Annotated in this window: 13 protein-coding genes; 7 read left to right on the plus strand and 6 right to left on the minus strand. The window is 63.6% G+C overall.

Annotation, left to right across the window (positions count from 1 at the left end; all coding sequences use genetic code 11):
• Positions 1–184 precede the first annotated feature (184 nt).
• Together fumC and gyrA are read left to right on the plus strand one after the other, a co-directional pair.
• On the plus strand, positions 185–1,579 hold the full coding sequence (gene fumC / locus BMI90_RS07670) for a class II fumarate hydratase (protein WP_078527834.1): 1,395 nt from the start codon (positions 185–187) through the stop codon (positions 1,577–1,579).
• Between the two features lie 189 nt (positions 1,580–1,768).
• Positions 1,769–4,555, plus strand: coding sequence for a DNA gyrase subunit A (gene gyrA, locus BMI90_RS07675; RefSeq protein ID WP_078527836.1), 2,787 nt, complete (start codon positions 1,769–1,771; stop codon positions 4,553–4,555).
• Between the two features lie 157 nt (positions 4,556–4,712).
• On the opposite strand, the gene BMI90_RS18515 is transcribed toward gyrA, so the two are convergent.
• The gene (locus BMI90_RS18515; RefSeq protein ID WP_146671240.1) at positions 4,713–5,066 is read right to left on the minus strand and encodes a hypothetical protein; all 354 of its coding nucleotides are present in this window, start codon (positions 5,064–5,066) and stop codon (positions 4,713–4,715) included.
• A gap of 408 nt (positions 5,067–5,474) precedes the next feature.
• Here BMI90_RS18515 and BMI90_RS07680 point away from each other — a divergent pair, with 408 nt between their 5' ends.
• From BMI90_RS07680 to gluQRS, 4 genes are all read left to right on the plus strand, one after another.
• On the plus strand, positions 5,475–6,233 hold the full coding sequence (locus tag BMI90_RS07680) for a hypothetical protein (protein ID WP_078527838.1): 759 nt from the start codon (positions 5,475–5,477) through the stop codon (positions 6,231–6,233).
• A gap of 109 nt (positions 6,234–6,342) precedes the next feature.
• Positions 6,343–6,747, plus strand: a complete 405-nt coding sequence (locus tag BMI90_RS07685; protein WP_078527840.1) for a DoxX family protein — start codon at positions 6,343–6,345, stop codon at positions 6,745–6,747.
• 39 nt (positions 6,748–6,786) lie between these two features.
• A complete protein-coding gene (gene trmFO / locus BMI90_RS07690; protein WP_078527842.1) occupies positions 6,787–8,127 on the plus strand; it encodes a methylenetetrahydrofolate--tRNA-(uracil(54)-C(5))-methyltransferase (FADH(2)-oxidizing) TrmFO in 1,341 nt (446 codons plus the stop codon).
• Between the two features lies 1 nt (position 8,128).
• On the plus strand, positions 8,129–8,980 hold the full coding sequence (gluQRS, locus tag BMI90_RS07695; protein WP_078528131.1) for a tRNA glutamyl-Q(34) synthetase GluQRS: 852 nt from the start codon (positions 8,129–8,131) through the stop codon (positions 8,978–8,980).
• 26 nt (positions 8,981–9,006) lie between these two features.
• Here gluQRS and hisI read toward each other — a convergent pair whose 3' ends face one another.
• Positions 9,007–9,369: a phosphoribosyl-AMP cyclohydrolase gene (gene hisI, locus BMI90_RS07700; RefSeq protein ID WP_078527844.1), complete on the minus strand. Its 363-nt coding sequence runs from the start codon at positions 9,367–9,369 to the stop codon at positions 9,007–9,009.
• A 61-nt stretch (positions 9,370–9,430) separates the two neighbouring features.
• Between hisI and BMI90_RS07705 the strand changes: the two genes are divergently transcribed.
• Positions 9,431–9,859 carry an iron-sulfur cluster assembly scaffold protein gene (locus tag BMI90_RS07705; RefSeq protein WP_078527846.1) on the plus strand — a complete coding sequence of 143 codons (429 nt, stop codon included), beginning with the start codon at positions 9,431–9,433 and terminating at the stop codon, positions 9,857–9,859.
• A gap of 163 nt (positions 9,860–10,022) precedes the next feature.
• Here BMI90_RS07705 and BMI90_RS19065 read toward each other — a convergent pair whose 3' ends face one another.
• The 4 genes from BMI90_RS19065 to BMI90_RS07720 form a co-directional block, all read right to left on the minus strand.
• Complete coding sequence (locus tag BMI90_RS19065) at positions 10,023–10,145, minus strand: hypothetical protein (RefSeq protein WP_273067671.1); 123 nt, start codon at positions 10,143–10,145, stop codon at positions 10,023–10,025.
• A gap of 112 nt (positions 10,146–10,257) precedes the next feature.
• Positions 10,258–12,348 carry an ATP-dependent DNA helicase RecG gene (gene recG / locus BMI90_RS07710; protein ID WP_078527848.1) on the minus strand — a complete coding sequence of 697 codons (2,091 nt, stop codon included), beginning with the start codon at positions 12,346–12,348 and terminating at the stop codon, positions 10,258–10,260.
• On the minus strand, positions 12,345–14,468 hold the full coding sequence (gene ligA, locus BMI90_RS07715) for an NAD-dependent DNA ligase LigA (protein ID WP_078527850.1): 2,124 nt from the start codon (positions 14,466–14,468) through the stop codon (positions 12,345–12,347). The genes recG and ligA overlap by 4 nt, the downstream gene beginning before the upstream one ends.
• Before the next feature lie 92 nt (positions 14,469–14,560).
• Positions 14,561–15,274 (minus strand): response regulator transcription factor CtrA, encoded by a 714-nt coding sequence (locus BMI90_RS07720; RefSeq protein WP_078527852.1) that lies wholly within the window; start codon positions 15,272–15,274, stop codon positions 14,561–14,563.
• Between the last annotated feature and the right edge of the window lie 31 nt (positions 15,275–15,305).

Below are 15,305 nucleotides of genomic sequence, written 5' to 3' on the forward strand. Positions count from 1 at the left end.
CAAGCGCAGGCCAGCGTGCGACCGCGCCCCCGCCCCGCACAAGGATCACCCTGCGGCTGCCCTCGCTTACAGCCCATGCGGAGATCGGCCCGCATAGCTCCCGTATACCTTCGCATACCGATTGCAGAATCCCCGCCATCGTCCTATGACCTGCGCGACCATGTTGCTTATTGGAGGCCCACCGATGACCGCGACCCGCACCGAGACTGACAGCTTCGGCCCGCTCGAAGTTCCCGCCGACAAATATTGGGGCGCGCAGACGCAGCGCTCGATCCTGAACTTCCCGATCGGCTGGGAGCGCCAGCCCGTCCCGATCATCCGCGCGCTCGGTGTGATCAAGAAAGCCTGCGCGATGGCCAACAAGGCTCAGGGCAAACTCGACGCGAAGATCGCCGATGCGATCATCGAGGCCGCCGGCGAAGTGATCGAGGGCAAGTTCGACGACAACTTCCCGCTCGTCGTCTGGCAGACCGGCTCGGGCACCCAGTCGAACATGAACGCCAACGAGGTGATCGGCAACCGCGCGATCGAGATCCTGGGCGGCGTGATGGGCACGAAAGACCCGGTCCACCCCAACGATCACTGCAACATGGGCCAGTCCTCGAACGACACCTTCCCGACCGCGATGCATGTCGGCATCGCGATGCAGGCGCGCGACGTTCTTCTGCCCGGTCTGCGCAAGCTGCACGCCGCGCTCGAGGCTAAATCCGAGGCCTTCAAGGATATCATCAAGATCGGCCGCACCCATACGCAGGATGCGACGCCCCTGACGCTGGGCCAGGAATTCTCGGGCTACGCGCATCAGGTCAAGAAAGGTATCGAGCGCATCGAAGCCTGCCTTGGCGACATCTACGAGCTGGCCCAGGGCGGCACCGCCGTCGGCACCGGTCTGAACACCCAAGTCGGCTGGGCCGAGACGGTCGCGGCGAACATGGCTGAGATCACCGGCCTGCCCTTCGTCACCGCGCCGAACAAGTTCGAAGCGCTCGCCGCCCATGACGCGATGGTGATGTTCTCGGGCGCGCTGAAGACCGTGGCCGCTTCGCTCTTCAAGATCGCCAATGACATCCGCCTGCTCGGCTCGGGCCCGCGCTGCGGTCTGGGCGAGCTGATCCTGCCGGAAAACGAGCCGGGCTCGTCGATCATGCCGGGCAAGGTGAACCCGACCCAGGCCGAGGCGCTGACGATGGTCTGCGCCCATGTCATGGGCAACGATGCCGCCGTCGGCTTCGCGGGCTCGCAGGGCCATTTCGAGCTCAACGTCTACAACCCGATGATGAGCTACAACGTGCTGCAATCCATGCAGCTTCTGGGCGACAGCGCCTCGGCCTTCACCGACAACATGGTGGTGGGCATCGAGGCCAACGAGCCGCGGATCGAAAAGCTGCTGCACGAGTCGCTGATGCTGGTCACCGCGCTCGCGCCGACCATCGGCTATGACAACGCCACCAAGGTCGCCAAGACCGCGCACAAGAACGGGACGACGCTGAAGGAAGAGGCGATCAAGCTCGGCTTCGTGGACGCGGAAACCTTCGACAAGGTGGTGCGCCCCGAGCAGATGATCGGCCCGAAGGCCTGATCTTCTCTTGAAATCATGCGAAGGGCGGTCCTGCGGGGCCGCCCTTTTCGTTTCGCGCCGCCCCGATTTGACTGCCGCGCAACCTTCCTGACGCGACGCGCGTCCACCTTCTGCCCTATCGACGATTGCACCAGCCGCTTGCGGCCTTTATAAAGTGCGACAACAATATCTAGAGAATTCGAGGCGCGCGTGACCGACACCCCTGAAACGCCGGAAACCGAAGAAAACGGCCCGGAGACGCCTCAGCGTCCGACCTATCTCGGCCCCACCGTTTCCATCGCCGACGAGATGAAAACCGCCTATCTCGATTACGCGATGAGCGTGATCGTGAGCCGCGCGATTCCCGATCTGCGCGACGGTCTGAAACCCGTTCACCGGCGCATCCTTTTCGCGATGCACGAGACCGGGAACACCTTCGACAAGCCCTACCGCAAATCGGCGCGCCCGGTCGGCGACGTAATGGGTCAATATCACCCGCATGGCGATGCCGCGATCTATGACGCCTTGGTGCGCATGGCGCAGCCCTTCTCGATGTCGCTGCCGCTGCTCGATGGTCAGGGCAACTTCGGCTCGATGGATGGCGATAACGCGGCGGCGATGCGCTACACCGAAGTGCGCATGGCGAAACCGGCCAATTACATTCTCGCCGATATCGAGAAGGATACGGTCGATTTTCAGGACAACTACGACGGCAAGCAGCAGGAGCCGACGGTTCTTCCCGCGCGCTTCCCGAACATGCTCGTCAATGGCGCGGGCGGTATCGCGGTCGGCATGGCCACGAACATCCCCCCGCATAACCTTGGCGAGGTGGTCGACGCCACGCTCGCGCTGATCGAAAACCCGGACATGTCGGACGAGGCGATCATGGAGATCGTCCCCGCCCCCGACTTCCCCACGGGCGGTCAGATCATGGGCCGGGGCGGCGCGCGCAAGGCTTACCTCGAAGGGCGCGGCTCGGTCATCATCCGCGCCAAGACCCGGATCGAGGAAATCCGCAAGGACCGCTACGCGATCGTCGTCGACGAGATCCCCTATCAGGTGAACAAGGCCGCGATGATCGAGAAGATCGCCGATCTCGTGCGCGAAAAGAAACTCGAAGGCATCTCCAACATCGCCGACGAGTCGGACCGTGTGGGCGTGCGCGTGGTGATCGAGCTCAAGCGCGACGCGACGCCGGATGTGGTCCTCAACCAGCTCTATCGCTTCACCCAGCTGCAGACCTCCTTCGGCTGCAACATGCTGGCGCTCAACGGTGGCCGGCCCGAGCAGCTGACGCTTCGCCAGTTCCTGAGCTATTTCATTACCTTCCGCGAGGAAGTCGTTGCTCGTCGCACCGCCTTCGAGCTGCGCAAGGCACGCGAGCGCAGCCACATCCTCTGCGGTCTCGCGGTTGCGGTGTCGAATGTCGATGAGGTCGTGGCCACGATCCGCAGCTCGGCCGATGCCGCTGAGGCGCGCGCCCGGCTGATGGAGCGGCGCTGGCCCGCCCATGAGATCGTCGAATATCTGCGCCTGATCGACGACCCGCTGCATCCCGTGAACGACGATGGCACCTATAACCTGTCGGAAACGCAGGCCCGCGCGATCCTCGATCTGCGCCTGCAGCGCCTGACCCAGATCGGCGTCAAGGAAGTCACGGATGAACTGGCCGAACTGGCCGAGAAGATCCGCGACTACCTCGCCATCCTCGCCTCGCGCGAGCGCATCATGGCGATCATCTCGGACGAGCTGCGCGAGGTGCGCGAGCTTTTCGCCGTGCGGCGCCGCACCGAGATCATCGACTGGGCGGGCGACCTCGACGACGAAGACCTGATCGAGCGCGAGGACATGGTCGTGACGATCACCCAGGGCGGCTATATCAAGCGCACGCCGCTGGCCGATTTCCGTGCCCAGAAGCGTGGCGGCAAGGGGCTCTCGGGTGGCGCGTTGAAGGATGACGACACGGTCACCACCCTGTTCGTCGCCAACACCCATACGCAGCTTCTGTTCTTCACCACCGACGGGATGGTCTATTCACTCAAGTGCTGGCGCCTGCCGCTCGGCTCGCGCCAGTCCAAGGGCAAGGCGATCGTGAATATCCTGCCGATCCCGACCGGGGTCTCCATCGCCGCGATCATGCCGGTCGATGCGCCCGAGGAGGAATGGGAAAACACCCAGGTCTTCTTCGCGACCTCGGACGGGTCCGTGCGCCGCAATGCGCTCTCGGACTTCACCAATATCAAGCGCAACGGCAAGATCGCGATGAAGCTGCCCGAGGGCGTGAGCCTCGTGAACGTGCGTCCGTGCACCGAGGAAGACGACGTGATGCTGGTGACCGCAAAGGGTCGCGCGATCCGCTTCCCGGTGCCGGAGGTTCGCATCTTCAAGGGCCGCGACTCGACGGGCGTGCGCGGTATTCGCTTGGCCGATGACGATATCGTCGTCTCGATGTCGGTGATCCGCCACTTCGAGGCCGCGTCCGAAGAACGCGCCGCCTATCTCAAGCAGCGCCGCCTGATGGCCGGCGTGACCGAGGACGAGGTCGACGAGGACGAAGAACCTGTAACCGAAGGCCAACTCAGCCCCGAGCGCTATGCCGAAATGTCGGCCGCCGAGGATCTGATCCTCACGATCACGGCGGGCGGCTCGGGCAAGATCAGCTCGTCGCATGACTACCCGACCCGCGGCCGTGGCGGCCAAGGCGTCACCGCGATCGACAAGGCGATGCGCGGCGGGGCGCTGGTGGCCTCCTTCCCGGTTGAGATGGGCGATCAGATCATGCTCGCCACCTCGACGGGCCAGTCGATCCGTTGCCCGGTGGAGGATATCTCCTTCCGGTCGCGCTCGGCCGGGGGCGTGCGCGTCTTCAACACCGCGAAGGGCGAGCATGTCGTCTCGGTCGCACGGATCGCCGATCAGGGCGACGAGGAAGACGAGCTGGACGTCACGGAAGCGCCGGAAACCGGCGACGAGAGCCCGCCTGCGACCGAGGAATAAAACCTGCCGGGAAACGGAATTTCGGTTTCCCGAAGGCAACAACCCGAGATCGTTTCCAATGCTCGAGCCCCCGTTCCTGCCGAACGGGGGCTTTTTCATTCGATCTGAAGACATCCATTGAGGATGCAGTGCGCGAATGGGGACGAACTCGCGTCTGTCAAAGATCAAAGGGCACACAATGATCAAGAAACTGATCGCGGCGGCGTTGCTTTGCCCGACGGCCAGCGGCGCGCATGCCTTCGAGTTCGAAGGCGCCGAAGCCGGCATGTCCTACAGCAAGCTGGAATTCACCGACTATCCGGACGGGTAGAAATACAAGGAAGGCTACGTCACCGCCGCAGGCTGGTTCACGCCAAAACTTGGCGTTCAGATCGGCAACAATCACGGCTTCATCAAGGGCGATTACGACAGTTACGATTTCGACAGCGTGCAAATCCACGGCTTGTGGCAGCAGAGCGAGCAACTGGGCCTTGGCGTGATGGGCGCCCATGAAAAATATGATGGCTGGCATTACAACCATCTCGGGCTTGAAGCGCTCTACACGCCCGGCCGCTGGAAGATCGAGTGCAGATCTATGCCGGCCGTGGCGAAACCGACAGCTATGGCAAAAGCTGGGGCTATGACGGATTCGACATGGGAATGTCGTGCTGCGGATTGGCCTCGGCAAGGGCGACGCGGGCAAGCTCTTCCATTACTGCCCCATTTTCTGAGATTTCATGATCTCGCGAAAGGCCCGGCCCGCGCCGGGCCTTTTGCTTACGCGCCCCACGCGCACGGCATTAACCCTCTGTAAAGTTTAAGCCTTCTTTAACGCCCCGCGATCTGGGAGAAAGCCTCCAGACAGTCGCGCACCGCTCCTGCAGAGGTGGCCGCGCAGCCGGCGGAGACCGGCCTTGCCACATTTGCCGAGGTGCCCTCCATGTTCAAAGCCGCTCTTCCCGCCGCGCTCCTTCTCTCTGCCCTGCCCCAGATCGCTGCGGCACATAGTGCGCTCGGTTTCACCGGGGCGCGTTTCTCGCTCGAGAAAGGCACCGGCGATTTCGGCGTCACGCGCGCCGATCTGAACGCCGATTTCGCGATTACCGAAGCGCATGGGCTGCAAATCGATCTGGGCGCCTCGGATGCGGGGCCGCGCTGGCGCGGCGATCTCGCGGCGCATCTTTACATGGCGCCGACCGAGCGCGCCAAATACGGGGTCTTCGCGGCCCTGGGCGATACCAGCCACGAAAGCCAGACGTCATGGGCGATCGGCGCCGAGGCGATCTGGGCGGTGGGCGCGCGTAGCTCCATTTCCGCGCGCGCGGGGCTTGGCAGCGTCAGCCCGGGCAGCAATGATTTTGTCTTTGCCCGCCTCTCGACGCGCTATGGCTTGAGCGAGCGCACCGCGCTCACCGCGAGCCTCGCGGTCACGGATATCGACGAGTTCAGCTTTTCCGCGCGCGAAACCACCGCGAGCCTCGGGTTGGCCCACCGCATTGGCCACGGGCCGGTGACCGTCTCGGCGCGGATCGAGAACTCGGCCCTCTCCGGCAGCTTCGCCTCAAAAGACGAAACCCGCATAGTGATCGGGCTGACCACGCGCTTCGGTGCCACGGGCCACGGCATCCGCAATCAACCCTTCGCGCCTGTGCGCCCTCTCGACACTCTCTTCGCGCGCGGAACCTTCGCGCTCGACTGACCCATACTCTGCGCGCCTGCGTCACATGGCCGGGCGCGCGCCACCGCGTTAACACAGGGCACCGCCACCGGGACGCAACCTCGGCGGGACCAACTGCAAAGGTGTTCTGATGGAGCATTTTCTCCAGCGTCTCGACCCGTTCCTGTCACTTCTCGCCCGGATCCTCATGGCCACGCTCTTCGTGATGGCCGGCATGGATGTGGCGATGGATTTCGCGAAATTCTCCGCCCGGCTCGAGGCCGACGGACTCTCGGGCTATCTCACCGGCCCGGTCTTCTGGTTCCTGATCGGCACGGGCTTGCTGCTCCTCGTCGGCGCCTGGACGCGGCTTGTGGCTCTCGCGATGGCGGGTTTCGCCCTCGCCTCCGGCATCATCGATTACGGAGATTTCGCACATGCGACCGACATGGTGATGCTGCTCAAGAATATCGCGCTTACCGGCGGTTACCTCTATGTCGCGCTGCACGGGCCGGGGCGCTGGTCGGTCGATGCGCTTTTCGGGCGTGCAGGCTGACGCTTCCCTTTTCCCGCGCGGGCCACTAAATGAGCGGCCATGACACAGGAACTCCATATCGTCGGCGGTGGCATGGCAGGCTCGGAAGCGGCCTGGCAAGCCGCCAATGCCGGCATCCGCGTGGTGCTGCACGAGATGCGGCCCAAGGTCGAGACCTTCGCGCACCAGACCGGCAATTTCGCCGAGATGGTCTGCTCGAACTCTTTCCGCTCAGACGATGACGAGCGCAACGCCGTGGGCCAGCTCCATTGGGAGATGGGCGCGGCGAACGGTCTGATCATGGAGATGGCGCGCAAACATCGCCTTCCGGCGGGTGGCGCGTTGGCCGTGGATCGTGAGGCCTTCGCACAGGCCGTGACCGAAGCGTTGCGCGCACATGATAACATTTCCTTTGTCGAAGAAGAAGTTACGGGGCTTCCTTCAACCGGCCACTGGATTTTTGCCACCGGTCCTCTGACCTCCGAAACCTTGGGCAAAGCGATCCGCGAAGCCAGTGGCGAAGAACGCCTCGCCTTCTTCGACGCCATCGCCCCCATCGTCTATGCCGAGACGATCGACATGAACGTCGCCTGGCGTCAGTCGCGCTACGACAAGGGCGAGACGGAAGAAGAACGCACCGCCTATATCAACTGTCCGATGACGAAGGATGAATACGAGGCCTTCATCGACACGCTTCTCGAAGCCGACAAGACCGAGTTCCACGAGGGAGAGACGGCGGGATATTTCGACGGTTGCCTCCCGATCGAGGTGATGGCCGAACGCGGACGCGAGACGCTGCGCCACGGCCCAATGAAGCCGGTCGGTCTGACGAACGCGCATGATCCGCAAACCAAGGCCTATGCCGTGGTGCAGCTGCGTCGCGACAACGCGCTCGGCACGCTCTACAATATCGTCGGCTTTCAAACCAAGATGAGGTATGGCGCGCAAGCTTCTGTTTTCCGGATGATTCCCGGGCTGAAGCAGGCAAAATTCGCGCGTCTCGGCGGCATCCACCGCAACACGTTCATCAACTCGCCGACACTTCTCGATGCGCAGATGCGGCTGAAATCGCATCCCAATCTGCGCTTTGCGGGCCAGATCACCGGGGTCGAGGGCTATGTGGAAAGCGCCGCGATGGGGCTCCTCGCAGGCCGTATGGCGGCCGCCGAGCTGCAAGGCAGCGATCTCCCGCCGCCCGGCCCCGATACGGCCATGGGCGCGCTTGTCACGCACATCACCGGCGGCGCCGAGGCCAAGACCTTCCAGCCGATGAACGTCAATTTCGGCCTCTTCCCGCCGATCGACGCCAAAGGCGGGCGGCGCGGCCGCAAGGATCGCTACAAGGCCTATACGGATCGCGCAAAATCCTCGTTTACCCAATGGCTTGAAGGTCAAAGCTGAGGTGATCACCCGGTTCGCGCCATCGCCCACCGGGCCCCTTCATCTCGGCCACGCCTATGCCGCGATCCTCGCCCATGACATGGCGCGCAAGGCGGGCGGCCGGTATCTGCTGCGCATCGAAGATATCGATCAAAGCCGCGCCCGTCCGCATTGGGAAGACCAGATCTATGACGATCTGCGCTGGCTCGGGCTCAGCTGGGACGGCCCCGTTTTGCGCCAGTCCGAACGTCTCAACATCTACCGCGAAGTCCTTGATATCCTGTGGCAACGAGATCTCCTCTTTGCCTGCAACTGCACGCGCCGCGACATCGAAGCCGCCATATCCGCCCCGCAGGAAGGCGTGAGCTACGGCCCGGACGGACTTATCTACCCCGGCACCTGCCGCGAAAGCGGCGCGCGCAAACCCGGCCAAATCCTCCCTGACGCCGCCCTACGCCTGAACATGGCCCGCGCGGCTCAAGATATCGCGTTCGAAGAGATTTGCGAACTCCACCGCGGTACGCATCGCATCAGCCGGACCGATCTGATCGCAAAGGTCGGCGACGTGGTTCTCGCCCGACGCGATATGGGCACGTCCTACCACCTCGCCGTGGTGCTCGACGACGCGGCCCAGGGGATCACCCATGTCACCCGAGGCGCGGATCTTTTCGAGGCCACACAGATCCATGTCCTGCTTCAGAAGACACTTGAACTCCCGACGCCAGCCTATTGCCATCATGACCTTATTCGCGATGGCAATGGCAAGCGCCTGGCCAAACGCGACGACGCTCGCGCGATCGCGAAATACCGTGCAGACGGGGCCAGCCCAGACGATATCCGCCGAATGGTCGGTCTACACCCTTCCTCTTGGTGACAAATATCCTCCCCGAAGGGCCGCTCTCAGCCCTCCATCGGCCTGAGGATCTCGACTTCCTCGCCCTCGCGGATCGCGGTGTAGAAGCACGAGCGCCGGTTCGTGTGGCAGGCCGGACCTTCCTGCTCGACCAGCACCAGCAGGCAATCGCGGTCGCAATCGACGCGCATCTCGCGCAGCACCTGCACATGGCCCGAGGTTTCACCCTTCACCCAGAATGAGTTTCGCGATCGCGACCAATAGGTTACACGACCCGTTTCAAGCGTCCGCGCGACGCTTTCGGCGTTCATCCAGGCCATCATCAGGACATCTCCCGAGAGCGCATCCTGCGCAATCGCGGGGATCAAACCGTTGGCGTCATATCTCAGGCTGGCGGGGTCGAATGGCATCGGCTCTTTCCTTCCTTGGGCACACGTCCTATCTACGCCGGACGGGCCGAAGGGAAAAGCCATGAGCGACGCCGATCTGATCAAGCTCTATTCGCAGCGCATCCTCGCGCTGGCAGCCGACATGCCCGCGACCGATCCGCTGCCCGCTCCCGATGCGACCGTGCGCAAACGCGCGCCGTTGTGCGGCTCGACGGTCGAGGTGTCGATCACCTGCAAGGACGGGCGCGTGACCGGCTATAGCCAGAACGTGCACGCCTGTGCGCTCGGGCAAGCTTCGGCCGCGATCTTCGGGGCGAATGTGATCGGGCGCACGAAAGACGAAGTTCGGACCCTGCGCGATCAGCTTGCCACGATGCTCAAGGGCGGGCCGGTGCCGGATGCGCCCTTTGGCGAGTATGAGGTTCTGACCGCCGCGCGCGAGTATCCGAACCGCCACGGCTCGATCCTGCTGGCCCCCGAGGCCACACTCGAAGCGCTTGAGAGCTGTTAAGCCTCTCGTAACCCTCTGCATGATAAAAAAAGCCGCCACTCGTAAGAGCGGCGGCTAAGGAAGCGCTTCCGGACAGGCGGGCCTTGGAACAGGCGGTGCCGCAGGTTTGGGACAGGTGCGGCGGCCAAAAAGCGCGAGGCAGAAGGTAAAAATCAGGTCGGGATCAGAACATCCCCGGCAGCCAGAGCGCGATGACGAAGCTCGCGCAGATCGTGATGCCACCGATCGCGTCGATCAGAAGCGTGCCGTGATTACGGTCGAGAATATCTTTGATTTCCTTGGCCATCTGGCACCTCCTTCACCCGTGTTGCTTATTTGTTCTCATATTTCGCCATCCCTGTAAAGAACTTTTTAAGAACATTTGAGAACACGGGGGCGGAACGCCGGGAAACCAGGGGTCAGCCAACCCCGATCAGTTTGATCGCGCGGTCCTGTTCCATCAGCCACAACAGCACCCTTGCGGCCTGCCCGCGCGGGCTGTTCAGCTCCGGATCTTCCCCCAGCAACTTGCGCGCATCCGATTGCGCGACGGCCATCAGCCCCGCCTGACGTTCCAGATCGGCCACGCGAAACCGCGGCAGGCCCGATTGCGCGGTACCGATCACATCGCCCGCACCGCGCATCGCGAGGTCTTCCTCGGCGATGCGGAACCCGTCTTCGCTTTCGCGCAGGATCGCGAGGCGCCGCTCTGCCGTCTCGCTCAGCGGGGACTGGTAGATCATCAGGCAGGTCGAGGAGGCCGCGCCGCGCCCGACCCGACCACGCAGCTGATGAAGCTGGGCAAGACCGAAGCTCTCGGCGCGCTCGATCACCATGATCGAGGCATTGGGCACGTTCACCCCCACCTCGATCACCGTGGTCGCGACCAGCACCCGGGTCTCACCTTTCACGAAGGCGGCCATCGCGGCATCCTTCTCGGCGGGCGGCATCTGGCCATGGACGAGCCCCACGATCCCCTCGCCCAAGGCCGCCCGCAGCGCCACGAACCGATCGGTCGCCGAACTCAGATCGACGCGCTCGCTTTCCTCGACCAGCGGGCAGACCCAATAGGCCTGGCGCCCCTCGCCCACCGCCTTGCGCAGATGCTCGACCACCTCGCCCATCCGCTCCATCGCGACGAGCGCGGTCTTGACCGGCGTGCGACCGGGCGGCTTCTCGTCGAGAAGGCTCACATCCATGTCGCCATATTGCGCGAGTGCGAGTGAGCGCGGGATCGGCGTCGCGGTCATCACCAGGATATCGACCGCCTCGCCCTTTGCCCCAAGCTCCATCCGCTGCGCCACGCCGAAGCGATGCTGCTCGTCGATCACGGAAAGCCGGAGATCCTGAAATTCCACATCTTTCTGAAAAACCGCATGGGTGCCGACGAGGATGCCGATCGCGCCCGAGGCCAGATCGGCGAGCTTCTTCGCGCGCTCCGCCCCCTTGTCGCGACCGGTCAGGATTTCCAGCCGAACACCGGCGGCAGCGGCCAGCGGCGCGAGCCCTTCGAGATGCTGACGCGCGAGGATCTCGGTCGGCGCCATCATCACGCCCTGCCCACCCGCCTCGACCGCCGTCAGCAGCGCCATGAAAGCCACAAGCGTCTTGCCCGCGCCGACATCGCCCTGCAGCAGTCGGTTCATCCGCCGGTCCGAGCCCATATCCGCCGCGATCTCGGCAATTGCGCGGGTCTGCGCGCCTGTCGGTTTGTACGGCAGGCTCTCCAACACCTGCGACGACAGCGCGCCCGTGCCGCGCGTCACGCGCCCCTTCTTGCGCCGCGCCTGACGCCGCGCCAGCGCGAGCGTCATCTGATGGGCAAACAGCTCGTCATAGGCGAGCCGCGCGCGGGCGGGGGCAGTTGCGGCAAGATCCGAGAGACCCTCGGGGTGATGCGCTTTGGTAATCGCAGCGTGCCAGTCGGGCCAGCCCTCGCGGCGCTTCAGCTCTGCGTCGATCCATTCGGGGAGTTCTGGCGCGCGCGCCAGCGCCCCTTCCGCCGCCTTCGCCATCAGCTTCTGCGTCACACCCGCGGTTAGCGGATAGACCGGCTCGAAACGCGGCATCTCGCCAGCGTCCTCGGGCGGCAGGATGTAATCGGGATGAACGATCTGCGCCATGCCATCATAGAGTTCGAGCTTGCCCGAGATGATCCGCCGCGCCCCGTTCGGCATCTGTTTCGCCAGCCAGTCGCCGCGCGCGTGAAAGAAAACCAACGTGATATCGGTCTGCGCGTCATGGCACAAAACCCGATCCGGCGCGCCGCGTTTGCGCGCGGGGCTATGGGCGCCGATCGTGACCTCGACGGTGACCGTAGTGCCGGCCGACACGCCCTGCACGGTCTCCACGGGGCGGCGGTCGATCACCGAATAGGGCAACGTGAACAGCGCGTCGCGCGGCCGTTCGATCGCGAGACCGTCGAAGGATTTGGCCGTTTTCGGACCAATGCCGGGCAGGCTGTCGAGGGCCGCGAACAGCCCGAACAACTCCTGCGGCCGCGTGCTCATGCGCCCCCCGCGAGGTCGATCCACTCATCCTCGTCGATGACGCGAATGTTCAGCTCGGCCGCTTTCTTGGCCTTCGAGCCCGCGCCCGGCCCCGCCACGACAAGATCGGTCTTGGCGCTGACCGAGCCCGAGACCTTCGCACCAAGCGCCTCGGCCCGCGCCTTCGCCTCGGCCCGCGTCATCTTTTCGAGCGTGCCGGTAAAAACGACGGTCAGACCGGAGACGGGGCTGTCCGATTTCGGTTTCTCGGCCGCTTCGACCGTCAGATAGGCGGTGAGCCGGTCGATCGAAGCGCGCTCGGCCTCTTGATGGAAGGTCGTGACGACCGAGGTCGCGAGCGTCTCGCCAACGCCATCAATCGAGAGAAGTTCCTCCCAATCCGGCCCCTGCCCGATCTCGGCGCGTGTCATCGCGGCCTCGAAATTTTCCCAAGTGCCGTAATGGGTTGCGAGCAGGCCCGCGCTACTTTCTCCGACATGGCGGATCCCAAGCGCGAAGATCAGCCGGTGCAACGCGATCGTCCGACGCTCGGTGATTGCGTCAAAGAGGTTGCGCGCGGATTTCTCGCCCCAGCCTTCGCGGTTCTTGAGCTGTTGCAGCCCCTGCCCGAAACGTTCCTCGAGCGCGAAGATATCGGCGGGCTCCTGGATCCAGCCATCCGCGTAGAGTTGCTCGACCTGCTTGGCGCCCAAACCATCGATGTCGAAAGCGGCGCGGGAGACGAAATGCTTCAGTTTCTCAACGGCTTGCGCGGGGCAGATCAGCCCGCCGGTGCAACGGCGCACCGCATCGCCTTCCTCGCGGATCGCCTCGGAGCCGCAGCGGGGGCAATGGGTCGGGAACTCGTAAGGCTTCGCATCGGCAGGGCGGCGCGCGAGGTCGACATCGGCGACTTTCGGAATCACGTCGCCCGCGCGATAGACCTGCACCCAGTCGCCGACGCGGATATCCTTGCCGCCCCGGATTGCCTCCCCCCTGGAATCGCGCCCGGCGATGTAATCCTCGTTATGGAGCGTCGCGTTCGAGACGACGACGCCACCCACGGTCACCGGTGTCAGGCGCGCGACCGGAGAGAGCGCCCCGGTGCGACCGACCTGAATGTCGATGCCCTCAAGCTGGGTCCAGGCGAGTTCGGCGGGGAATTTATGCGCGATCGCCCAACGCGGCGTGGTCGAGCGGTAGCCGAGCCGGCGCTGGAGCGCGAGGTCGTTCACCTTGTAGACGACGCCATCGATATCGTAACCGAGCGTGGCGCGTCGCGCTTCGATGTCGCGATAATGGGCGATCATTTCGCCGGGGCCATCGCAAAGGCGGGTCAGCGGGTTGGTCTTGAAGCCAAGCGTCTCAAGCCGCGCGATCGCGTCGATCTGGGTGTCCGCGAGCGGCTCGGAATGCTCACCCCAGGCATAGGCGAAGAATTTGAGCGGGCGCGCCGCGGTAACTTTCGGATCGAGCTGACGCAGCGAGCCAGCCGCAGCGTTGCGGGGATTGGCGAAGCGCTTGTCGCCCGCCTTTTCGGCCCGGGCGTTGAGCGCTTCGAAATCGGCGTGGCTCATGTAAACCTCGCCGCGTATCTCTATGATTTCCGGTGCGTTATCCAGGGTCTGCGGAATATCCGAGATGGTCCGCGCGTTTTCGGTGACATTCTCACCGACCTCACCGTCGCCACGGGTCGCTGCGTGAATCATCCGGCCATTCTCATAGCGGATCGACAACGACAGCCCGTCGATCTTGGGCTCGGCGGTATAGGTGAGCGGGCCGTCAGCCTTGAGCCCGAGAAAGTTGCGTACCGACTCGTCGAATTCGGAGATGTCCTCGTCGGAAAACGCATTGGCGAGGCTCATCATGCGCACGGCATGCGTAATCTTGCCGAAGCCTTCAGCGAGCTGACCGCCCACCTGTTCGGTGGGAGAGCTTTCGGATTTCAGCGACGGGAATTTCGCCTCGATCGCGGCAAGGCGATGCTTGAGCGCATCATAGTCCGCATCGGAAATCTCGGGCGCATCATGGGTGTGATAGGCGGTGTTCGCCGCTTCGATCCGCGCGATCAGGCCGGGCAGTTCGGCGCGGGCCTCGGCCTCGCTCAGCGCATCGATATCGGTGCCGGACAACTCTGACATAAAAGAACCCCCTCGTGCTGCCCTTGGTTTAGGCAAGCGCCGAGGGGGCGTAAAGAGCCGTAACAACGGAGATCATCGGCCGGAGGGAAGGTTCATGCGCCCATCGCGACGCGGCGTTCCATCTCGGACGGATCGGGATCGCGCAGGACATAGCCGCGCCCCCAGACCGTTTCGATATAGTTCTCGCCTTCTGTCGCGTCGGCGAGTTTCTTGCGCAATTTGCAGATGAAGACATCGATGATCTTCAATTCGGGCTCGTCCATCCCGCCATAGAGATGGTTGAGGAACATTTCCTTGGTCAGCGTCGTGCCCTTGCGCAGGCTGAGCAGCTCGAGCATCTGGTATTCCTTGCCGGTCAGATGCACGGGTTTGCTGTCGACATCGACGGTTTTCGCATCGAGATTGACCGCGATCTTGCCGGTGCGGATGATCGACTGGGCATGCCCTTTCGAGCGGCGGATGATCGCGTGGATGCGGGCGACGAGCTCCTCACGGTGGAAGGGTTTCGTCATGTAATCATCTGCGCCGAAACCGAAGCCCTTGATCTTGTTCTCCGTATCGTCGGCGCCGGTGAGGATCAGGATCGGCGTGTCGACCTTGGCCAGACGGAGCTGACGCAGAACCTCGTGCCCGTTCATGTCGGGCAGGTTCAGGTCCAGCAGGATCAAATCGTAATCATAGAGCTTGGCGAGATCGATGCCCTCTTCGCCCAGATCCGTACAATAAACATTCAAATTGGCATGGGTGAGCATCAATTCGATGCTGCGCGACGTGGTCGGGTCATCCTCCACCAGCAAAATCCGCATCCTGGGTACTCCGCGTTAATCCCTCGATTAA

The sequence above is a fragment of the Thioclava sp. L04-15 genome, assembly GCF_002020275.1.
GTDB classification, from domain to species: Bacteria; Pseudomonadota; Alphaproteobacteria; order Rhodobacterales; family Rhodobacteraceae; genus Thioclava; species Thioclava marina.